The organism is Photorhabdus akhurstii (assembly GCF_018448925.1).
Taxonomy (GTDB): domain Bacteria; phylum Pseudomonadota; class Gammaproteobacteria; order Enterobacterales; family Enterobacteriaceae; genus Photorhabdus; species Photorhabdus akhurstii.
The window spans coordinates 15,318-37,260 of record NZ_RCWE01000003.1; the positions used below are offsets into that span (position 1 = coordinate 15,318).

A 21,943-nucleotide genomic window follows, 5' to 3' on the forward strand; every position below is an offset into this window, starting at 1 on the left:
CGTGCTGAGTTGTGGCGCTATCCCCTTGAAACTCGGCTATTTTGATTGATGTAACCTTTATATGCTTTTCTGGATTCTCTTTGTCATTTTTTACATGCGAGCATCAATTAACCGAATATCATATTGAGAGAAAATACTATCGGCTGAAATCAATGTCAGTCCTTCCATCTGAGATTGAACAATTAGCATCCTATCAAAAGGATCACTATGATAGCGTGGTAAGTCCCCTGCGTACTCAGCATGGGAATGGGATATAGGTAGGTAGTGGAAAGAAGTTATTCTTCTCCATAGCAATTTCAAAGTCGGCTCTGAAGTCCAGTTTACCGATGGAGCGTTTAATAGATATTTCCCAAGGCGTAACCGCGCTAACATGAACAATGTTTGCCCCTTTGGACAAAATATTCCGAGTAATTGGCCCCAGTTTTGAATTATTGGTGAGCCACCAGATAAAAACATGTGTATCAAGCAACAAACGTTTCACTTGTCACCTTCAAACATGAACTGAATTTCCCGATCTGCATCAAAAAAATCTTCTCCTATGGTAATAAGATCTTCGAATCCTCCAGGAACTCTATTTTGTTGGGTTATTGGTACAATCTGGACATAAGGCTTGCCAGCTTTGGCTATGATGATAACTTCACCACTGACAGCTTTGTCAGCTAGTTGGCTTAAGTTACTTTTAGCTTCATGCATATTTGCTTGGATAGTCATAATAAAGCCCTCATACTTGGCTAGATTAGCTAAGTATGACAAAAAATGCCGAAATAACCGGCAATTTTTTTGTTACATAGAATTGAGATGCCACAGTGTTGGACTGGGCATCTGCTAGTAGCATACTTTTTAAATCAAAGAATGATATTTTTTAGCGTTATTTAGCGCTGTTTCTAATTTCTTTTCTTTTTCCCACGCATGAGATTCAGTGTTTCTACTGCCATTGAGAAGAACATAGCGAAATAGATGTAACCTTTAGGTATATGCACTTGTACGCTTTCCAGAATAAGGGTAAAGCCCACAAGGATTAAGAACGACAGCGCCAGCATTTTGACGGAGGGGTGACGATCAACGAATTCGCCGATAGGACGAGCGGCTAGCATCATAACACCGACCGCTATGATAACGGCTGCCATCATAATGAATAGATGATCGGACAGACCAACAGCGGTAATGACTGAATCCAGGCTGAAAATAATGTCCAGCAACATAATCTGGATGATGGCTCCCAAGAAAGAGTGAACAGGACGTTTTAGCTCTCCTTCATTGTCACCTTCGATAGCTTCGTGGATTTCTTTGCTGGCTTTCCAGATCAGGAACAGACCACCGAAGAATAGGATTAAATCACGGGCAGAAACATCATGCTCAAAAGCTGTCAATATCGGGTAGGTTAGCCGAATAACCCAGGCAATAGATGCTAACAGCGCCAAGCGCATTAGCATTGCTCCCATTAGTCCGATTTTACGTGCTCTATTTTGTTGATGGTTAGGGAGTTTTGCCACAACAAGTGACAAAAAGATAATGTTATCAATCCCTAAAACGATTTCTAGAATTGTCAGGGTGGCAAGTGCCATCCAAGCTTGGGGATCAACAATCCATTCTAACATTGCTTATTAAAACCTTAAGGTAAAAATCTAATTATACGCGCGATTAAGTGCAAGGTAAGTATGCCAATGTAAAAATCAGTCATGGCTCAACGTTAAATCAAAAAATGGCGGGCCAGTAGAGGGGCGGTGAAATTTTTCCTCAGATAGAACCCGCGAGGCAGAGTCATAATAGGCTGGCCGTGTATTCCGATTGCTTCAGTTAATGCTTTGCTGTTAGCCGCTTTTGGGCGTAACTGTAATACTTCGCCATGACGGGCGGTAACGCTCTCTACTTTGCCAAGCACGATGAAATCCATCAATTCTTCCCAGTCACGACGCAGTAACTCTTCCTCTTGTTGATTGGGACTCCACAATAAAGGGGAACCAACTCGGCGTTCGGCTAGAGGAATTTCCCGTTCGCCTTCAACAGGTATCCACAGCACCCGCGATAATTTGCGCCTGACATGGCAACTTGCCCAGGTAATGCCGCTGTTGCCTGTTAATGGTGCAACGCAGACAAATGTTGTCTCCAGTGGATAACCTCTTCTGTCCACGGGGATGGTTTTAAGCTCAATACCGATATGTTCGAAATCTTGTTCTGGCTTACTGCCGGCACTCGCACCGAGATAATATTCTAGCAACATGCCTACCCAGCCTTTATCTCGTTTCAGATTGGGTGGGATAGGTAAATCTGCTTTTGCCGCGAGTTCTCCCATTGATAAGCCAGCCAGAAGGTGGGCGCATTCAAGCAATTGTTGCTCGTTGTCTGGTGGCGGTGGAGGGGAAAAAAGAGTGCTCATTTGGGATATCCGTTTTTTAGGTCAAAAAACAGCCTTAGTTTCTGTGAATAATAAATCTGAGGTTCATACAATAGCTAACAAGTGATAATAGCATGATATACAAACATTTTTTATTGCTGTTTCAAATGTTGTAAAATTGACTGCCGTTCTTGTTCACCTATTGCCGGTAATAATGAACAGGATCTTACACCATGTTATCCACAGTTTTATGGGATAAGTAGACAAAAATGAGATCACTGGTTTGATTTACAGGTTTGACTAACACTTTTTTCTACAAAAACTACTGTTTTTTGCTTAACCAAAAAGCATAACCTGTGGATAACATGATGTTTGGTTGTTTTTTGTTCTCATCAACTAACGCTGTCCATTATAGCCGTGACTAACGTTAGAAATAACGAGGTAAATAGCTGCTATTTCAATGAAAAATAAATACTATTTCATTTTTTGTCTATAAATTGATAATTCATAATATAAAGCTATACCTGAATTACCCCTGCCTTTTTCACATAGATATCCACAGAAAAAGTGAATAAAAGCGAGTTTGTACACCTGTGTATGTTCATAACTCTGGCCTTTTCTGTGAATTACCCTTCAGATGGGTTGAACCAGGCAGATTTGAAATCAAACCAACCAAAGGTGTTCATTTTGACTCCCCTCATACTTCTCTGTCCCTGTAACTCAAGCCAGTGGTGGAACAGTGGATGCAGCCAATGTTCATCAATTATTTTTTCACACCACTCTTCAAGCGATAACGCTTGTTGTCGCCATTGTGATACTTCTTTACTTAAATCATTACCAAGGCACTTTTTCAATAATGGCATCTCGTACAGCGTAGCGAACAGCGAAAACTCCAGAGGGTTATAAAAGTTGGCGGTAGCAAGCCAGAGGTCACTTTCGGTGTTGCCATTGAACCATGTGTCATAATCCACGATGTTGATTTTCAATTCGACGCCGCACTTGGTCAGTATGGCTTGCAGGATCTGGCTGATTGTGTGGTATTCGTGATGTTGATGGCAAAGCGTGACGGTCAGATGGGTAATATCCTCTGGTTTGTTCAATTCGGATATCAGTTTACTGTGATGCCAGCGTAGTAATAAACCATAAGCGGGTGACCAATGGCGTTGATAAAAGGGGTCACAGTGCGCTAGTAGATTTATCGGTGTTAGCAGGCTGCATAGCCATTGGCGAACCTCTTCTCTCTTACATTTAGTTGAACGGTGGTCGTGTAGTAGAAAATAACAGCCCTCTTCTATCCTGCTATCTAACGAGTTATTACCTGTGCTGTCACTTTCCAGATGCAAAGTTGTACAAACCAGTTTCTCGGCGAGTTCCGGTAGGAACCATATATTCACCTGATCAATCAGCGCCCGAAAGCCAAAGTAATTATCAAAGGCCCGAATTTGTAGTTTCTGAGCGCTGTTTTTTATGACCTGGTAAGGGCCGGTTCCCACTGGCATACGAGAGAAGTTCGGTAACTTTTGCCACTCTTGAGGCAAGATCATGGCATGTGGGCTGCCAATTAATAAAGGGAGCCAGAGATCGGGTTCTGAAAGAAAAATATCAATTACATAGGGTGTTGGCGTGGTGACTTTTTCAATATGAGAAAAAAGAGGCAGGTTGCGTAATCTTTGTAGTGAAGCAATGACATCCGCCATCTGTAATTCTCTGCCGTGGTGAAAATGGATGGCCGGCCGTAGATAAAATCGCCAATGATTTGAGGATAATTGTTGCCAATGATGAGCTAAGTCAGCTTCTGGTTCCCCATTTTCCTCATTTATGCGGGTTAGGCTATTAAATATCTGCCTGACCAGATGAATTTCAGAACGGCGTAACGGTGAACCGGGTAGAAGATTAGGAAAGGGGCGATAATAGAGTATCCGCAGTAAGTTTTTTCCCTGACGGAAACGGCGTTCAATCTGGGAGAGTACCATATGACGGACTGTATCTTTATCACCAACCAGTTGGACCAACTTCTCAACATTCTGTTGCTCAAGTAACTCTTCAGCCCGTTGTTGTTGAAGTTCCCAGCCATCGCGTAAGAAATTCAGTTGAGAACGTTTCCCTCGACCGGACTCTGCCTGCCACTGTAACCAGCCAGCTTTCTGCATATTGTTGAGCAGTGAACGGATATGACGTTTTGAACAATGCAGTACATTTGCCAGCTCTTGTAATGTTGTTTCAGCCTCTTTTCCTTGATGGTGTTGCCATAATCGAATGAATTGTTGTTGTAAGCGTGAACTGGGCATAAAAGAGGAACTCCAGAGTATTATTCATCAATTTTTATTTCCTTATATTGAGACGATAATTATCCATATTGAAAGTAGCTCAATAGGCCAGACGAAATCTGGCTTCTCCCCCAATTTTCTTGAGTAATGGTGATTTGCCAGCCAGTAAGAAAACTTACTGGCTTTTTTTCTTATTATACATTATGTACTCCTCGCTTCTTTTTTACATGTTAGCTTAAAACGAGTAATAATCTGGCATTGGTGGCGATTTGTCCAGCTACTATCGCTATTTTATCTGTTAATTTCTTTTAAATGTGATGTGGCGTGATTAAATATTAGTTAAGACATTGTATGTGGCTGAAAAGTGACTGCCTGTATGAGTATAGACGTGGTGGGATTGTTCTTGCCTTTGACGTCGATAGAAAAATCCCGTAGTAGAAAACTACGGGATGAATCAATAAAGGAAAAATTAACGCAGAAAAACCGGTTGTTCCTGCTCGTAGGCTGTTATGGCGTCCAGATGTTGTAATGTCAAGCCGATGCTGTCCAGACCATTCATCATACAGTGACGTCGGAAACTATCGATTTCAAAATCATAATTTTTATTGCCAGCGTGAACTTTCTGTTGTTCTAGATCGACAGTAAAACGACAAGCTTTGTTTTGTTGAACCAAATCAAATAGCTCATTAACATCTTTATCGTTCAGTTTTACTGGCAATAACTGGTTGTTGAAAGCGTTACTGTAGAAAATGTCCGCAAAACTTGGGGCGATAACCACTTTAAAACCATAATCCGTTAGTGCCCAAGGCGCATGTTCGCGGGAGGAACCGCAACCAAAGTTTTCACGAGCCAGAAGAATACTGGCACCCTGATAACAAGGCTGATTTAATACGAATTCAGGGTTAGGTTTTTGTCCTGCATCATCAAGAAAACGCCAGTCATGAAATAGATGTTGACCAAATCCTGTGCGCGTGACTTTCTGCAAGAATTGTTTGGGAATAATGGCATCAGTATCGACGTTTGCCGCATCTAAAGGAGCAACCAAGCCGGTATGTTGAATAAACTTTTCCATCATTCTCTCCTTTATGACTTCTGTGCTGGATGGCGTATATCGATAAAATGACCATTAATCGCTGCTGCTGCTGCCATCGCTGGACTGACCAAATGGGTGCGTCCACCACGTCCCTGGCGCCCTTCAAAGTTGCGGTTACTAGTAGAAGCGCAGCGTTCACCGGGTTGCAGGCGGTCGTTATTCATTGCCAGACACATGGAACATCCGGGTAAGCGCCATTCAAAACCAGCCTCTATGAAAATTTTATCTAAACCCTCTGCTTCTGCTTGTGCTTGAACAGGGCCTGATCCGGGAACAACGATTGCTTGAACACCAGGAGCCACTTTATGGCCTTGTGCGATGGCTGCGGCAGCCCGTAAATCTTCAATCCGGGAGTTGGTGCAAGAACCGATAAAGACTTTATCGATCTTCACATCTGTTAGCTTAATACCGGGTTTCAAATCCATATAAGCCAGTGCTTTTTCAGCAGAGGCACGTTCGACAGGATCACTAAAAGATTCTGGCGCAGGAATGGCTTGATCAATGGCGATCACTTGTCCAGGGTTTGTTCCCCATGTGACCTGCGGAGAGATCTCTTCTGCATTAATGGTAATAACGGTGTCATATTGTGCATCAGGATCGGATTTCAATGTTTTCCAGTAAGCAACAGCTTGTTCCCACAGCTCTCCTTTTGGTGAGAACTGGCGGCCTTTCATATAAGTAAAAGTGGTTTCATCCGGTGCGACCAAACCAGCTTTAGCGCCCATTTCAATTGCCATGTTACATAAAGTCATACGGCCTTCCATGCTAAGCGCTTCAATCGCCTTACCACAGAATTCCACCACATACCCGGTACCACCCGCGCTACCTGTTTTGCCGATGATCGCCAGAACGATATCTTTGGCGGTGATAGCATTACCGACACCACCCATCACTTCGATTTTCATAGTTTTAGCGCGGGCTTGTTTTAGGGTTTGGGTGGCGAGTACATGTTCAACTTCAGAAGTGCCAATGCCGAAAGCCAGTGAGCCGAATGCCCCATGCGTCGCGGTATGGGAATCACCACAAACAATCGTCATGCCCGGCAGGGTTATACCCTGTTCAGGTCCGATGACATGAACAATCCCCTGATAAGGGTGGTTGAGGTCATATAATGTGATACCGAATTCGGCACAATTTTTCATCAACTCCTGCATTTGAATACGAGCCATGTCACCACAGGCGTTAATATCTTTTGTTTGCGTGGATACGTTATGATCCATTGTTGCGAACGTTTTACCTGGCTGGTGCACTGGGCGGCCTTTGGTGCGCAAACCATCGAAAGCTTGCGGCGAGGTCACTTCATGAACCAGATGACGATCAATATAGAGTAGCGGGATTTCATTCGGTACTTCCCGGACAATATGGGCGTCATATAATTTTTGATATAAAGTTTTAGCCATGCTAAATACCCTCGGCTATATAACGGGCGATAGCGCTGCCCATTTCATCAGTACTAATTGCTTTACCGTTTCCGGCTAAATCTGTTGTGCGATAGCCCTGTTCCAGCGCGTAGTTAACCGCCTGTTCAATCGCATTTGCGGCGTCATTGCGACCTAAGCTGTAACGCAATAGTAAGGCGGCAGACAGGATTTGGGCTATCGGGTTAGCAATACCTTTTCCGGCAATATCTGGAGCAGAACCGCCTGCGGGCTCATACAGGCCAAAACTTTTTTCATTCAGGCTGGCGGAAGGTAACATGCCCATTGAACCGGTAATCATGGCGCATTCATCAGATAAGATATCGCCGAAAATATTAGAGCACAGCATCACATCAAACTGAGATGGATCTTTAATTAACTGCATGGTGGCGTTATCAATATACATGTGATTGATTTCTACATCTGGATACTCTTTTGCAATCTCAGTAACAACTTCTCGCCACAATACGGAACTCTGCAACACATTTGCTTTATCAATAGATGTAACTTTATTACTACGTTTGCGGGCGGATTCGAAGGCGATACGGGCAATGCGCTCGATTTCAAAACGGTGATAAATCTCAGTATCAAATGCTCGTTCATATTTACCTTGGCCTTCACGTCCTTTGGGTTGACCAAAATAGATACCGCCGGTTAATTCACGGACACATAAAATATCAAAGCCTTTGGCGGCAATATCACTGCGTAAAGGACAAAATACCTCTAATCCGGCATATAGGCGGGCAGGGCGTAAGTTACTGAACAATTTGAAATGTTTGCGTAATGGCAACAGTGCGCCACGCTCAGGTTGCTCTGCTGGTGGTAAATGTTCCCATTTAGGCCCTCCCACGGAGCCGAACAATATGGCATCAGCCTGTTCACAACCTGCTATGGTTTTTGCCGGTAGTGGACAGCCGTGGCGATCGATAGCAATCCCCCCCACATCATATTCGCTGGTGGTGATGCGGATATTGAAACGCTTACGGATTGCATCCAATATCTTATAGGCTTGTGCCATAACTTCGGGGCCAATACCATCACCGGGTAAAACTGCAATATGATAATTGTTCGACATGTTTACACCATTTCCTTTGTATTTTGCTGTATGCGTTGTTTCTCTTTCTTAACTTGCTCTGTACGCCAAACACAGTTCAGAGCATGAACCATTGCTTTGGCAGAAGATTCAACAATATCGGTTTCCAACCCCATGCCGTGGAAGCGACGCCCAAAGCATTCGACAACGATATTTACCTGGCCCAGTGCATTTTTCCCGTGTCCTTTACCTGATAACTGATAAGAAACCAGTTCAATTGGGTATTCAGTTATTCGGCTAATTGCCTGATAAACCGCATCTACCGGGCCATTACCTGTGGCAGCTTCTGATTTCAGCTCTTTGCCACACACTAAACGTACAGCGGCTGTTGCCATCACATTGGAGCCAGATTGGATATTAAAGTGATCAAGATGGAAAAATTCGGGTTCTTGCTGTTGCAGGTTCATGAAAGCTAAGGCTTCCAAATCATAGTCAAATACCTGACCTTTTTTATCTGCCAGGCGTAAAAAGGCTTCGTATAAGCTATCCAGATCGTAATCTTTATCCTGATATCCCATCTCCTCCATACGGTGTTTCACTGCGGCACGACCGGATCGGGAAGTCAGATTCAATTGAATTTCTTTCAGGCCGATGGACTCTGGTGTCATAATCTCGTAAGTTTCACGATTTTTCAGTACTCCGTCCTGATGAATCCCGGATGAGTGGGAAAATGCATTGCTACCAACAACTGCTTTATTCGCGGGGATCGGCATATTGCATAATTGACTGACCAACTGACTGGTGCGGTAAATTTCTTGATGGTTGATATTGGTATAAACGCCTAACGTTTGCTGACGAACTTTAATCGCCATAATGACTTCTTCCAGTGAGCAGTTGCCGGCACGTTCACCCAAACCGTTTATCGTCCCTTCTATCTGACGGGCGCCCGATTGTACTGCTGAGATCGAGTTGGCGACCGACATCCCCAAATCATCGTGGCAATGGACGGATAATATCGCTTTATCGATATTAGGAACGCGTTCGATCAAATTGGTAATGATGCCGCCGAATTGATATGGCACGGTGTAACCGACAGTATCTGGGATATTGATAGTCGTTGCGCCAGCTTTGATAGCGTTTTCAACGATCCGACACAGATTATCAATAGGTGTACGGCCCGCATCTTCACAGGAGAATTCGACATCATCAGTGTAACGACGTGCTCGTTTGATTGATTGAGCTGCCATTTCCATAACATTTTCGAATGTCTTTTTCAGCTTAGATTCAATATGTAAATTGGAAGTGGCTAAAAAAACGTGGATTCGAAAGGCTTCCGCAACTTTTAATGCTTCTGCGGCCACATCGATATCTTTTTCTACGCAACGCGCCAAAGCACAAACACGGCTGTTTTTTATCTGCTTAGCTATCGTTTGGACAGATTCAAAATCACCAGGAGAGGAAACTGGAAAACCGACTTCCATGATATCAACACCCATTCTTTCCAGAGCCAAGGCAATTTGGAGTTTTTCGTTCACACATAAGCTGGCTTGTAATGCTTGTTCTCCGTCACGTAAGGTGGTGTCGAAGATAATAACTTGCTGGTTCATATGTACGTTCCTCTCGTGGTTATTTTTTGCGCCCAGCAGGTAAAAAAAACCCGCGCATGGCGCGGGTTCTTGTGAATGTCTGGTTTGGACCAACTCTGTTTTGAATCAACTCTGTTTTCTGTCCACCAGCATACCGCGCATATCAGATACGATAAGTAGTAGGTTTAATAGACAAATTGAGTGAATCATATCGATCCAACCTTTCAGTAGTATTAATGAGTGTTCGTGATTCGTATGCTTTTATTGATACGTTATCTTAAAAGTGATGTCAAGAATTCATTTAGGCATATGATTCTTGGTTTTACTTTTCTTATGGCGGTAAATTGAAGTGTTGATCTGTTTATATTTAAAAAGATTTTATTTTATCCTTTTTTGTTTGGGTTTGACTTTCGTGATGAGCTAAGATTTATATAAAAATAGTGCATTATACTGATTAATTAAAATTAAGTATTTTCCGTTTAGTGAGCTGGAAGTGGATTTGTATTTTTCTGAAAAACATCATTTGTCATTGGAAAAATAGATACAAATAGGAAGTTATGTTATATATCTTTGAAAAAATAATTCTATAACATAATAACTCTGATAAAATTGTTTAATAATAATAAGTCAGTAATTTTATTATGAATTGTGTCATTCTTTGATTTATCATCATATACAGAATAGCAGGGTGAATAAATTGTTAACATAATTGTACTTTTTTGTAAATAAATAATGAGCATTACATTGTCTACTAATTGAAATTATATATTTTTAACACTAATAGGGGGATGCGCTGGTTAGCTATGCGTATTCAGATTTGTACAAGGACGAGTCTTAATTATTTGTTATCGAAATGATTAAGACAATTGATCTCGTTAATAGTTATAGTCATCGTAATATCTGAGTAATAAATGAAGGTATTTCCGATGTTTTGTTATTAGCCGGGATCATCTGCATGAGTTTAGTGGAGTTAAACAATGGCTGAATACACCTCAGTAACTGCAACCAAAAAAGATCCAAATGAAATTCATTTGCGTAATGTGGATCTCAATCTGCTGACTGTTTTTGATGCAGTTATGCAAATGCAGAATGTGACACGTGCGGCACAGATATTAGGAATGTCACAACCGGCGGTCAGTAATGCGGTTTCTCGTTTGAAGCTAATGTTCAATGACGAATTATTTGTACGCTATGGGCGTGGAATACAACCGACGGCAAGGGCCCATCAATTATTTGGTCCAGTCCGTCAGGCATTACAACTGGTATATAATGAGTTACCTGGGGTTGGTTTTGAACCTGATAATAGTGATAGGGTTTTTAGTCTTTCAATTTGTAGCCCTTTGGATATTAGGCTGGCTGCAAAAATAGTTGAACAGGTAAAACAAAATACACCTAATCTGGGTGTGACGATTAGATCATATTTACATGATAATATTGAGCATCAGCTCAGATACCAGGAAACTGAGTTTGTCATTAGCTATACGCAGCTAGAACGCATGGATTTTCATCATTACCCGTTATTCAATGATGAGTTGGTTTTGGCTGTTTCTAATCATCATCCAAGAATTGAAAATAGTATTAGTGAGCAGCAATTGTATGAGGAACATCATGCAGTTGTATCATTGGATAATATATGTTCATTCAGCGTTCCCTATTATGATGGAGGTGAACGTCTGCGTTCGGTTGTTTATCAGGGTACCGACTTGAATAGTGTGTTGCACATTGTCTCTCAAACTTATTTGGTTGCAATTGCGCCAAAATGGCTGGTTGAGCACTATAGCGAACAATTAGCAATAAGGGCGGTTTCATTACCGTGGGATCAAGTAAGTCGTCCGTGTTATTTGATTTGGCACGAATCTACAACGAAAGATAAAGGGCATCAGTGGATGAAGTCGTTGTTGAGTCAACTTAGTAACAGATAATTAATTTGAAACTCACTACTGTATAAGGGTGGTGAGTTTTTTTATTTTATCACAAATTTTTCAACTTTTGATAAATAGGCTTTTCCTGTTGTTCAGGAATCGGTAGACTGCGAGGAAATAGCTAACACCTGTAAGCTGAAAAGCGAATAAGTGATGCGAAAAGGTATTATCAGAGAATAAAATTACTGTTTTTTCTCCGATAAGAAAAAAAATTTTCGAACAGGAAAAAAATTGTGATAACTAAAAATTTACATCCTTATCACTTGATAAACCGATTGCAACAACAAATCAAACGACACCCAGAGAAAATTGCTTTTCGCCAATGGTCTCCGGCTGAACAACTCGAACTAAATTGGAATGATATTGGCAAAAAGACCAATGCTATTAGCCGGGCGTTGTTGGAGATTGGTGTTGATGTGCAAGAAAAAATTGGTCTCTTTGCACATAACAGCATGGCGTGGTCATTGACAGATATTGCTGTATTACAACTTCGGGCGGTTACTGTTCCGCTGTATGCGACTAGTAGTCAAGAACAAGCGAGTTTCATACTGAATGATGCTAGTGTGCGTATCCTGTTTGTCGGTGGGCAGGCGCAGTACGATGTTGCTATTACTTTGACAGAACGTTGTCCTCAGTTAAGTCACATTATTGTCTTAGATGAATCAGTCGATTTGCGGGATTGTTCATTAGCTCAACATTTATCTGATTTCATGGCTGATGATAAATTACAACATCAGTCGGAGTTGGAAACCCGTATCGCTAACCACAATCTGGATGATCTTTTTACGCTTATTTATACGTCTGGTACAACTGGCGAGCCTAAAGGCGTCATGCTTGATTACCGTAATTTAGCCTATCAGTTGTATTCACATGATCATGTCCTGGCGTTAACTGATCAGGATGTTTCTTTGAGTTTTCTGCCGTTATCCCATGTCTTTGAACGCGCATGGAGTTTTTATGTCATGCATGTAGGGGCGCAAAATGTTTATCTGACCGACACTAACTTTGTTCGTCAAGCTATGGCCGATATTCGCCCGACCGTGATGTGCGCAGTGCCGAGATTTTATGAAAAAATTTATAGTGCGGTTTTTGAAAAGGTTTCTCAGGCTCCTTGGCATCGAAGAAAACTCTTTAATTGGGCGATTAAATGTGGTGAGCGTCAGTTTTTACGTAAGTTGCAAGGTAAAAAAAGCTGCCCTTGGTCGACAGCAATGCATCGACTGGCTGATAAATTGGTATTGAGTAAATTGCGTAATGTATTGGGGGGCAGAGTTCGGTTTTTACCTGTTGCTGGCGCACGTCTGGACGAAACGATTATCCTGTTCTTTCTCGCTGTTGGGATAAATATCAAATATGGCTATGGCATGACAGAGACTTGCGCCACAGTTTCTTGTTGGGAAGAGCAAGGTTATGTACTTGGTTCTATTGGCAAACCATTGCCTGGCATTGACGTCCGTATCGGTGAAGAAGATGAGATACAAGTGCGTGGCCCAATTGTGATGAAAGGCTATTTCAATAATCAGCAAGAAACCGCCAAAGCATTTACTCAAGACGGTTGGTTGCGTACCGGTGACGCTGGTAAATTGGATGAAAATGGTCATTTGTTCATTACTGAACGTCTGAAAGATTTGATGAAAACATCAAATGGTAAATATATTGCCCCTCAAATGATTGAAAGCGTTTTGGGGCAAGATCGTTTTATTGAACATATTGCTGTTATTGCTGATGCTCGTAAATTTGTATCGGCTCTTATCGTGCCTTGTTATGAAGCATTGGAAGAGTATGCAAGATCAATTAACCTCAAATATCATGATCGAGTTGAATTGCTGCGTCATAGTCAAATTATCAATATGTTTGAGCAACGCTTGAAAGAGATGCAGAAAAACTTCGCTCACTTCGATCAGGTAAAGCGTTTCACATTATTGCCAAATCCATTTTCAATGGAAACAGGAGAATTAACGCCAACGCTAAAATTGCGAAGGAAAATTATTATGCAGCGTTACCATAACGAAATTGAATCCATGTATCGAGATTAATTTCTGGAGCTTTATAGAGCGAGACCGGCTATTCAAGGGAAATTTAAGGTAAGTATTCTACTTTCAATTTATCTCAGGAGTATCCGGTTTTTAAAATTTCAATATTAGATGAATAAGCTGTAGTTTAATTTTAAAAATTATAAATAAATTATATTCACGGGTATCATTCTATGCTTGGAATAGAGCACTTGTTATTTAATAGGTTAGGGCAAGGTATAATTATCTGACTTTAAACGTCATGATGAAAAAGATGGTTATAAAAATGAAATAATAGTATTTTGTACTTGTGCGGTGTGCATGTATAGTAAATAAGACATATTTTGTATAATGAGGTGAATTGATGAATTTTGATAATATAGTTATTGTTCATGGCCTTATGGCGACTCCTGATCATCATTGGTTTCCTTGGCTTAAAAGTCAATATGAAAGGTCAAATGTTCGGGTAATAGTGCCGGAAATGCCTGAATCTCACGCTCCTTCACCTCATTTATGGCAAGAAAAGTTGCAGGAGAGTGTACCTAATCCTAATGAAAAAACGCTTTTTATTGGGCATAGCTTGGGTTGTATTGCCGCACTCCGTTATATTTCATCTTTACCTGATAATGTAAATATTGGCGGGATTGTATTAATTGCAGGATTTTATGAAAAATTATCGACTTTACCCGAATTAAGTATATTTACTGAGGAGAACTTGGATTTTCATCCCCTTATACACAGAATAAACCAACGAATAGTAATATTATCGCTTAATGATGAAATTGTACCTCCACAGTTTACATTAAATTTAAGTCAGCAGCTCCGGGCTGAATTATATGGCTTCCCTGGTGGCGGGCATTTTTTAGATCGCGACGGTTTTACTGTTTTTCCTAACTTAGAGAAGGTATTAAAAGACAATTCAATGTTATAAATAAATGTCTTTGTTGTTCTGTAAATATGCCAAGTTTACTTATATTCATAACTTGGCTATTTTAATTAATATGGATTATGACTAATAATAAATTCAGGATAGTGTAAATTAAAACTTAATTTAAATAAATGAAGTGGAATGGTTAGTGCCAAAATATATATTCTGCATTTTTAATCGCAGTGGTGAAAAAATTAAACCATAAGCTGCTATCGAAGTTCTCTATCGTTTGATGAAGGGTGAGGTCTGCTGACAAAATGGGCACTTCACGTCAACTTTGGCCATCAAAAATTTTTTAATAAATGACGGAATTTTACATGATGATCACCGCATTGAATGCATGACCGAAAGAATAATGACAATAAATTCAAATAATTACGTAAAATCAGCCTATTGAAAAGCATACCAAGCTCGGTACAATTTTTATCACAAAAAGTAACAAATAATGTACAATTTTTTCAATGGGTTACATTTTTAGTTGTGATAGTACCCACAAATAATTAACTATTATATAGTTGAAATAATAAAAACTGTTAATATTACAAAACTGAATTAAATTTTAATCCAGTGTAACTTGTCAAAACAAACATCCCGGAGGGGAATAAAAGTGAATGTGATAACAGCACAAGCATTTAGACCGCTAACTGATGATGAAACATTAAATTATGATAATGGTTTAATGAGTTCATCCCCTAATTAATAGAAAAAGGAATAAAGGTATACATAACCTTTATTCCTTTATTTGTTCTTTCATTTATAAGATAAAAGGTAAAGCATGGACATAATTAACGTAAAAAGGAAAATAACAGAAATAATAAATAAAAAATTTAATGATACTGATCTGTATACTTGCTACTTGTCAGGCTCAGTCATTGAAGGGTTTGCAACGCCAAAATCTGATTATGATGTCTATGTTATATTGGAAGAAGAACTAGAAAAAGAATGCGAAGAGATATTTATACCATCCGATATCGGAATGTTAGAAGTGACGATAATCTCTTTAAAAGAGATAAAAGAAATCATGAAGATAATCAACAATGGAAGCTTAAACTCCGATTGGTATAAATTACATTTATCTCATAGGATATTAACAGGGGAATCGATTATAAAATCAAATAATTTTGACACATTAAAAGGAGGAATAAATAAAGCTAAATTATGTGAAATACTTAAGACCAAAGCAAAAAACTTTGGAGAAAAGTGTTTTTCCGATGGGATTGGAAATATTTTAAATAATGACCTAATATCAGCAGCATTCAACTTTGAACGAACAGTTAATTCAGCAATGGATTATATCCTGGCTTCAAGTGAAAACACATCCACTTTAATAAAGTGGCGCTATCAAAATGCAATGAAGGTGTTTGGAAAAGATCATCCAATAACATCTATATACTTGATGATTTGTTCAAAATTTAATGTAATCAATGATATTGCAACAATTGATTACATAAATTCAGTTGCAAAAATGTGGCAATTAACTTTAGACTATTGTCAAGGAAAAGATATTTTTAGTTACAATGTATCTTTTACAAAAAGAAGAATAGCTAATACATCCGATATTTCATTATCAGATGAAAATAATAAACCAATAATAAAAAATTTATGGTATAGAGTCTTGTGTAAAGATGGGAAATTAATACTTTTCGCAAAAAAAGCATTATGTGAGATCAATTCAGATGCATATAGGGTTTGGTTAGTAATAGACAATGGAAAAACAGAGTTTGAAGTTGTTTCAGAGTTGGAAAAACTTGGAATAACTAATACAAAAGCTAGTTTTTATATATCGGAATTCGAAAGACTAGGGGCGTTAACAAGATAATACATATTTGTAATGAATTAGTTGATTATTTAAATATAAATAAACTTACTTATTATATAGGTAATTTAGTAAATGGATATGGCTTAGATCCAGAATTAGCCTTATATGGTACTGAACTACGTGAGTTAAAGAGAAATAAAGGAAACATTCTAGGAAACTTAACCCACATTAAACATAGAAAATATTTACCAAGATCATTATCTATGGGATAAGGTTTTTACGCTAGCTAAAAACAAACCATTTATTATCGGTAGTGGTAGAAATTCACTTGATACTGAAGCGTACTACGGGGAAAAAAGAAATGATTAAACGCGGGTTATTTATAGCTTTTGAAGGAAATGATGGTGCAGGTAAATCAACAATTTCACGCGAGATTTATGATATTTTATCTCTAGATTATAATAATATTGTTTTTTTAGATAAGAATTATCCTTTACTACCATCTGGATATAGTATGTATCACATGGGAAAAATACGAGATATCCTTTGGGATTATGACATTTCAGCTCCATTGGGTGAACTTGGTGACCGGCATTGGATTCTATTGATAGCATCATGGTTTTCTGTTTTAGATAGTTTAATTATTCAACCTTGTTTATTGCAAGGTAAAATTATTATATGTGATAGTTGGTATTATAAATATTTAGCAAGATTCTTACTTAAATCCACGGAATTAGCAGAATTAAGTAAATCAGTTCTATCTATAAACACAAAACCAGACATGGTTATATATCTTGATGTTCCTCCAAATATTGCTGAAAAAAGGAAAAGAATATTAAAACCTAGTGAGTCTGGAAAATTAGAGATAAATGAAAACTATGATTTTATAGAATATCAAAAACATGTTCTTAATCAATACCAGACGTTTTATGATGACACTTGGGAAATTATTGATACTGACACCTTAACTAAAGATGCAGTAATTAAATTAATAGTGGATATTATTCAAGTGGAAATACTGAAAAAAATGTAATTATTGCAAGATCTATATTTATTGAGGTTATTTTATCTGGAGGAAAATAATGGATAAAGAATTTAGAAAATTAATATTAGCTTCCTCAGGAAATTCTTTTACCTTGTATTTGGAGATGATAATATCATTCACGCTAATCACATATCACTGGAACGGTGGAGCGATATACTCATCTTTATATACAATTTCATATGCTGCATCGTTACTATTTCTAACGCCCTATGTTTCGTCATTTGTCGATGAACATATAAAACCGAAAAAGTACATTGTTATCATTTCGTTACTTTGTGATGTTATTACTGCTTTTCAATACAACATTGATGATATTAATATATATTCTTTATTCTTTATTCTTTATTCTTTATTCTTTTATTAAAAATATCCTTCGTTTATTTTTAGGACCTTCTAATTTTTTAATATTAAAAAACATATCAACCAAGCAATTTGAAAAAAACTTTAGTTATTGGCAGGTTTTATTTCAAATATACAAAATGTTAGCCCCGTTATTTTTAGGTTTTATTCTTATCTATTACTCAGTAAAACAAATTCTTATTTTAATATCAGTGCTTTATTTTATTTCAGCAGTTTTATATATTTTTGTTTCAGAACCATTGATTAATGTTGACCGCAAAAAAACAAGATATCACTAATTAATTACTTTAATATAATGAAAGATAATAGAATATTATCTTCATTTATTGTTATTTCTACTTTAACTTGTTTTGGCTATTTATCAGATAGCCTAATAGCTCTTAGCTTTATGAAGCAGGGATTAAATGGAAGCCATTATAGTTTTGCTATGTGTCTTTCAGGTGTTTCAGGTATTCTAATTGGTTTATTATTTGGAAAGTATAAAATTAACATATCTTTAAATATTATGTTGTTTTCATTCTTTTTGTGGGGATTGGGGTATCTTTTAATAGGAATAACAAATCAATTTAACGATTTATTTCCTGATAAAATCAGTTTATTTTTTATATTTTTAGTAATGGTAATAATAGGAGTAGGATCGTCTATGAATAATATTATTGTTACCATTCATATGCAGAAATTCGCAACTAATGATAACTCGGCTAAAATATTTGGCTTAACGTCAATTTCTGTTGGTTTTTCCATGTTTATTGGCCCTTTGATAGGTTCGACAATATCTTATTTTTTTTCCCATAAGCATCGTTTTTTTTACAACATTTATAGGTATTTTTTTAACCATAATTGTGGTCACTTTAATAAATCGTAAATCCACGTCATGACATAGTTTTACTGAGAGCCAATGGAGGATGTATTAGAAAAGGTATTAAAAGACAATTCAATGTTGTAAATAAGAATTTTCTTATATAAATTAATATGGCAGTTTTTTCATGTCTTATGTAATTATGATAGATTTTGTGTGTTTTAAATAATTTGTCAAAATATCATTTGCCTACTGTAAAATAACCCGCTCTGAATACAGAGCGGGATTATAAGTGTATTTTTAGTTGCTTTTTTCTACTGATGGGATGGGTTTATATCTCATTAGAATTAAAAATTCATCCCAATTATTTATTATTTCTTGAGATATTTCTTTTTCCACGGTGCCCTTTTCAGCATTTATTTTAATATAATGAAATGCCTTTTCTAAATCTTGTGGGCTATTCCCTAAACCATGTAAATAATTCACTCCTATTATCTGATACCCATTTATTATTCCAGAATCTCCAGCTCTTTGAAGCAGATCATTGGCTTTTATTTGATCTTCTTGTACTCCATAACCAAAACTATAAATTATGCCGAGATTATATAAAGATTCCGCATGGTTTTTATCTAACTTTAATGCCTTGCTATAATACTCGATGGCTTTTTGGTAATCCCTTTCTGATTCCTTTAATGAATTGTCAGTATAAAGTTTTCCTAATAAAAAATAGGCATCAACGCTACCATTCTGAGCTTGTTTTTCCAGTTCCCGAAACTCTTCAACTGTTCTCGGTACTTTCAGTGGAAGTTCCTTAACCATACCTGTATATTTAATTCCATCAAATACAGTTCTAGGAATATTTGTTTTCGTCGGTTCTGCACATGCATTGGTAAATAATACGATTATCAGCAAAAGTATATATTTCATTCTACTAGTTTATCCTATCGGGTTGACGGTAAGAAGTTGAATTGGTGTTATCCCGACAGAGATAGTGTTGTTAATTTCTTCTGTTTGCTGGCTGACAAAGCAGGCCATCGCATTAATTAGATTATGTAATTCGTTACTTAGTTCAGCTTCGTGTATAGATATTGGCTCCTGTTTAAACCAGACATCCGTGATCTCTGTCTGATATCCATTTGACCAGTTGACGGTAGATGTCAGTCCGTGGTAATTACCTTGTAGATCAAAATAATCGCTCTCCTGATAGTTTAGTTGAATAGATTTAATATCGGTTTCTTCAAGACTGTTAAGTTCATCTGGGGTACTGAGTCCGTCTAAATTCCTATCCTGCCAGATTTTTAATGTGTTCCAAGTTACATCTTGGTTATCAATAATACCGTCCTGATTGCTGTCTATATCAGCTAAAGCCATAAAACCATGTTGTGCTTTTACTCCAGATGACAGTTGGGAATTTTCCCCAAACAATTCGGTGCCATTATTGATTAATCCGTCATTGTTTTTATCCCAGACTAATAAGCTATCATTTGCATCGATCCAACCTGTATTGACTTTATGCCCTTGACCGTCAAAATCAAATACTACTCCTAATTCACTGGTTACTGTTTGAACGCCATCGCCATTTAAATCAATTACTAATGGTGTTATGTAAGTTTTCGTAACTTTTTTCGGGTTTGGGAAAATTTGATTGAGTACTTGATTAGGAGTCTTCTCTAAGTTTAGAGTAATGCCAGAGTAACCAGCATGTCCTCCCTCTCTGTGAAACGTGTCTTTTACAAAATCAATACAGTTATTTGTTAATAAATTATAGGATGGTGGTTGCGTTTTTCCATCCCGGTAATCAATAGTTTTCTGAAAAACCATATCAAGGTCCATCAAGAATTGAAGGTTTTGGGATACCATTGTTAGTGATGAGGCGGTAGGGTAGCGTATATGGTCATTAAACGACAAATTGTCTTTAACGGTACCCCAATCTTCCCCCGGACTTAATCCTGCGGTAATGGACTCAAAATTACCAGTTTTGGGGTTGTTATTTCTGATGGTATAGAAAACATGACCCGTAAGTGATTTACCCATATTGATTCCATTTTCTCCTGCTATAGGAGCACCTTGGGGGGCTACATGCAAGGTTATAGATGGCGTGTTTTCAAAGTATGAAAGTTTATCGTCGGGCATAATTTCTTGATAGTTTTCAAATATTCCTATTGTTTTATGTTTAGGTTGTTGTAGCGTTTCATCAGGCATATGTGGTTTCTTCCTCATTGATTTAAAAATAATTCTTATCTTTCAGATAAAGTGTCACTAAATTGGTTCTTTTTGTTTTAAAAAATGAATTGAGAAGTCATTATCATTCCTAAAGGCTTTCTTCGATTTTGGTTTTTAACGGGCTGAGCACATAGTCAATAATTCTCAGTCGGTTAGTTTTTGTTTCTACCTTTATGTTCATATTGGCAACTAGCATCATTTGTTCACCATTAACAGTCAGATGATTTTTATCTAACTGAATGATAGTCGAATAAATTAGGTTGTATCCGTTTATATTTCTTAGGACGATTATTGAATTGAGGGACACAACTTGGTTTCCTTGGCACGAAATGAAATGTTGTTTATCTGTATTCCAGACAGCCCTACATAAGGCAGGCGGAAAAAATCTTTTTTGATACTTTTAGTCTTTAAATCCATAGCCTTTAAACCCAATTTATTAGTTGCAAGTAACCACTGGGTTTTATCTAATCCTACAAGCGCCAAATCAGACCCCATCAAACATTAGAAGTTAAAATTGAACTATCTATATCATAACTCATTATTGCCTTTTGTAAATAATTTTAATGATATGGTTTGATTGTATTGCGGCCAAATAATCTGATTAATTTAAATTACCATTTAATTGTCAGCCTTAAATCATTTTCTTGGGAGATGATCTTTTACTTATTATTTAATTTGCGTATATGAGTATAAAAATCATATATTAAAATCTCTGGGAAAATATTGAATAGTTGAGGCTGGGACGGCAGGAAAAATAATAGCTTCCATCATATTATCTAATTAAAATGAGGTAAATGAATTTTACCCTAATCAATTATTTTCAGTGGCTATCCAAAAACGAGGAAATGACGGTCAAATTATCTGAGGCGTTTGTCGGCATTTCCTTTATCAGCTTCATACTTCGGTGACCTAAACGATTTTGAAAACTGCTTTTTAGTTTTTTATCGTATATATACTGGATAATACCTATATGTTGTCGTTCTTTTTAGGTATAGCCGCTCATATTCTACTTATTTTTAGCTTCTTGATAGTAAGATAACGCTTACCGGAGACATTTGGAATTGTCATAAAATTGCTATTCTGCCTTTACTCACATTGCTAACGCCTGTTTCTAGCGTTATGTTAATTAACTCAGCATCAATATATCGCTGAGAGGCTATTCG

Annotated in this window: 19 protein-coding genes; 6 read left to right on the plus strand and 13 right to left on the minus strand. The window is 37.8% G+C overall.

The window, feature by feature from the left end; translation table 11 throughout:
• Positions 1-90: 90 nt before the first annotated feature.
• The 10 genes from EAE93_RS24335 to leuA all read right to left on the minus strand — a co-directional run bounded on the left by EAE93_RS24335 (position 91) and on the right by leuA (position 9,753).
• Complete coding sequence (locus EAE93_RS24335) at positions 91-300, minus strand: type II toxin-antitoxin system VapC family toxin (RefSeq protein WP_238326571.1); 210 nt, start codon at positions 298-300, stop codon at positions 91-93.
• Complete coding sequence (locus EAE93_RS24340) at positions 236-481, minus strand: type II toxin-antitoxin system VapC family toxin (protein WP_235319438.1); 246 nt, start codon at positions 479-481, stop codon at positions 236-238. Before EAE93_RS24340 ends, EAE93_RS24335 begins: the two co-directional genes overlap by 65 nt.
• Entirely contained in the window at positions 478-711 is a 234-nt protein-coding gene (locus EAE93_RS04745) for a type II toxin-antitoxin system Phd/YefM family antitoxin (protein WP_088776098.1), read from the minus strand. Before EAE93_RS04745 ends, EAE93_RS24340 begins: the two co-directional genes overlap by 4 nt.
• A gap of 173 nt (positions 712-884) precedes the next feature.
• A complete protein-coding gene (locus tag EAE93_RS04750; RefSeq protein ID WP_214039195.1) occupies positions 885-1,598 on the minus strand; it encodes a TerC family protein in 714 nt (237 codons plus the stop codon).
• 92 nt (positions 1,599-1,690) lie between these two features.
• The gene (gene mutH, locus EAE93_RS04755; RefSeq protein ID WP_214039196.1) at positions 1,691-2,377 is read right to left on the minus strand and encodes a DNA mismatch repair endonuclease MutH; all 687 of its coding nucleotides are present in this window, start codon (positions 2,375-2,377) and stop codon (positions 1,691-1,693) included.
• A 584-nt stretch (positions 2,378-2,961) separates the two neighbouring features.
• The gene (gene sgrR / locus EAE93_RS04760) at positions 2,962-4,623 is read right to left on the minus strand and encodes an HTH-type transcriptional regulator SgrR (protein WP_214039197.1); all 1,662 of its coding nucleotides are present in this window, start codon (positions 4,621-4,623) and stop codon (positions 2,962-2,964) included.
• A 448-nt stretch (positions 4,624-5,071) separates the two neighbouring features.
• Positions 5,072-5,677 (minus strand): 3-isopropylmalate dehydratase small subunit, encoded by a 606-nt coding sequence (gene leuD, locus EAE93_RS04765; protein WP_082302197.1) that lies wholly within the window; start codon positions 5,675-5,677, stop codon positions 5,072-5,074.
• Between the two features lie 8 nt (positions 5,678-5,685).
• The gene (leuC, locus tag EAE93_RS04770) at positions 5,686-7,095 is read right to left on the minus strand and encodes a 3-isopropylmalate dehydratase large subunit (protein WP_214039198.1); all 1,410 of its coding nucleotides are present in this window, start codon (positions 7,093-7,095) and stop codon (positions 5,686-5,688) included.
• A 1-nt stretch (position 7,096) separates the two neighbouring features.
• Positions 7,097-8,188, minus strand: coding sequence for a 3-isopropylmalate dehydrogenase (leuB, locus tag EAE93_RS04775; RefSeq protein WP_214039199.1), 1,092 nt, complete (start codon positions 8,186-8,188; stop codon positions 7,097-7,099).
• Positions 8,189-8,190: 2 nt separating this feature from the next.
• Positions 8,191-9,753 carry a 2-isopropylmalate synthase gene (gene leuA, locus EAE93_RS04780; RefSeq protein ID WP_036777464.1) on the minus strand — a complete coding sequence of 521 codons (1,563 nt, stop codon included), beginning with the start codon at positions 9,751-9,753 and terminating at the stop codon, positions 8,191-8,193.
• 956 nt (positions 9,754-10,709) lie between these two features.
• Between leuA and leuO the strand changes: the two genes are divergently transcribed.
• The 6 genes from leuO to EAE93_RS24345 all read left to right on the plus strand — a co-directional run bounded on the left by leuO (position 10,710) and on the right by EAE93_RS24345 (position 18,623).
• On the plus strand, positions 10,710-11,654 hold the full coding sequence (leuO, locus tag EAE93_RS04790) for a transcriptional regulator LeuO (protein WP_036777467.1): 945 nt from the start codon (positions 10,710-10,712) through the stop codon (positions 11,652-11,654).
• Positions 11,655-11,890: 236 nt separating this feature from the next.
• Positions 11,891-13,690, plus strand: coding sequence for an AMP-dependent synthetase/ligase (locus EAE93_RS04795; protein ID WP_214039337.1), 1,800 nt, complete (start codon positions 11,891-11,893; stop codon positions 13,688-13,690).
• Between the two features lie 340 nt (positions 13,691-14,030).
• Entirely contained in the window at positions 14,031-14,597 is a 567-nt protein-coding gene (locus tag EAE93_RS04800; RefSeq protein WP_214039200.1) for an RBBP9/YdeN family alpha/beta hydrolase, read from the plus strand.
• 772 nt (positions 14,598-15,369) lie between these two features.
• Entirely contained in the window at positions 15,370-16,413 is a 1,044-nt protein-coding gene (locus EAE93_RS04805) for a nucleotidyltransferase domain-containing protein (RefSeq protein WP_214039201.1), read from the plus strand.
• Positions 16,414-16,714: 301 nt separating this feature from the next.
• Positions 16,715-17,386 carry a dTMP kinase gene (locus EAE93_RS04810; RefSeq protein ID WP_214039202.1) on the plus strand — a complete coding sequence of 224 codons (672 nt, stop codon included), beginning with the start codon at positions 16,715-16,717 and terminating at the stop codon, positions 17,384-17,386.
• 667 nt (positions 17,387-18,053) lie between these two features.
• Positions 18,054-18,623 carry an MFS transporter gene (locus EAE93_RS24345; RefSeq protein WP_250150882.1) on the plus strand — a complete coding sequence of 190 codons (570 nt, stop codon included), beginning with the start codon at positions 18,054-18,056 and terminating at the stop codon, positions 18,621-18,623.
• Between the two features lie 234 nt (positions 18,624-18,857).
• Here EAE93_RS24345 and EAE93_RS04820 read toward each other — a convergent pair whose 3' ends face one another.
• The 3 genes from EAE93_RS04820 to EAE93_RS04830 all read right to left on the minus strand — a co-directional run bounded on the left by EAE93_RS04820 (position 18,858) and on the right by EAE93_RS04830 (position 21,263).
• Positions 18,858-19,484 (minus strand): tetratricopeptide repeat protein, encoded by a 627-nt coding sequence (locus EAE93_RS04820; RefSeq protein WP_036777474.1) that lies wholly within the window; start codon positions 19,482-19,484, stop codon positions 18,858-18,860.
• 9 nt (positions 19,485-19,493) lie between these two features.
• Entirely contained in the window at positions 19,494-20,759 is a 1,266-nt protein-coding gene (locus EAE93_RS04825; protein ID WP_052105813.1) for a hypothetical protein, read from the minus strand.
• A gap of 309 nt (positions 20,760-21,068) precedes the next feature.
• Positions 21,069-21,263, minus strand: a complete 195-nt coding sequence (locus EAE93_RS04830; RefSeq protein WP_036810851.1) for a hypothetical protein — start codon at positions 21,261-21,263, stop codon at positions 21,069-21,071.
• Positions 21,264-21,943: the final 680 nt, after the last annotated feature.

Coding starts and splice junctions, on each gene's coding strand:
- EAE93_RS04800 (WP_214039200.1), top strand. CDS start 14,031: ATGAATTTTGATAATATAGTTATTGTTCATGGCCTTATGGCGACTCCT.
- EAE93_RS24345 (WP_250150882.1), top strand. CDS start 18,054: ATGAAAGATAATAGAATATTATCTTCATTTATTGTTATTTCTACTTTA.
- EAE93_RS04810 (WP_214039202.1), top strand. CDS start 16,715: ATGATTAAACGCGGGTTATTTATAGCTTTTGAAGGAAATGATGGTGCA.
- sgrR (WP_214039197.1), bottom strand. CDS start 4,623: ATGCCCAGTTCACGCTTACAACAACAATTCATTCGATTATGGCAACAC.
- EAE93_RS04820 (WP_036777474.1), bottom strand. CDS start 19,484: ATGAAATATATACTTTTGCTGATAATCGTATTATTTACCAATGCATGT.
- leuD (WP_082302197.1), bottom strand. CDS start 5,677: ATGATGGAAAAGTTTATTCAACATACCGGCTTGGTTGCTCCTTTAGAT.
- mutH (WP_214039196.1), bottom strand. CDS start 2,377: ATGAGCACTCTTTTTTCCCCTCCACCGCCACCAGACAACGAGCAACAA.
- leuC (WP_214039198.1), bottom strand. CDS start 7,095: ATGGCTAAAACTTTATATCAAAAATTATATGACGCCCATATTGTCCGG.
- EAE93_RS04825 (WP_052105813.1), bottom strand. CDS start 20,759: ATGCCTGATGAAACGCTACAACAACCTAAACATAAAACAATAGGAATA.
- leuA (WP_036777464.1), bottom strand. CDS start 9,753: ATGAACCAGCAAGTTATTATCTTCGACACCACCTTACGTGACGGAGAA.
- leuB (WP_214039199.1), bottom strand. CDS start 8,188: ATGTCGAACAATTATCATATTGCAGTTTTACCCGGTGATGGTATTGGC.
- EAE93_RS04745 (WP_088776098.1), bottom strand. CDS start 711: ATGACTATCCAAGCAAATATGCATGAAGCTAAAAGTAACTTAAGCCAA.
- leuO (WP_036777467.1), top strand. CDS start 10,710: ATGGCTGAATACACCTCAGTAACTGCAACCAAAAAAGATCCAAATGAA.
- EAE93_RS04750 (WP_214039195.1), bottom strand. CDS start 1,598: ATGTTAGAATGGATTGTTGATCCCCAAGCTTGGATGGCACTTGCCACC.
- EAE93_RS04805 (WP_214039201.1), top strand. CDS start 15,370: ATGGACATAATTAACGTAAAAAGGAAAATAACAGAAATAATAAATAAA.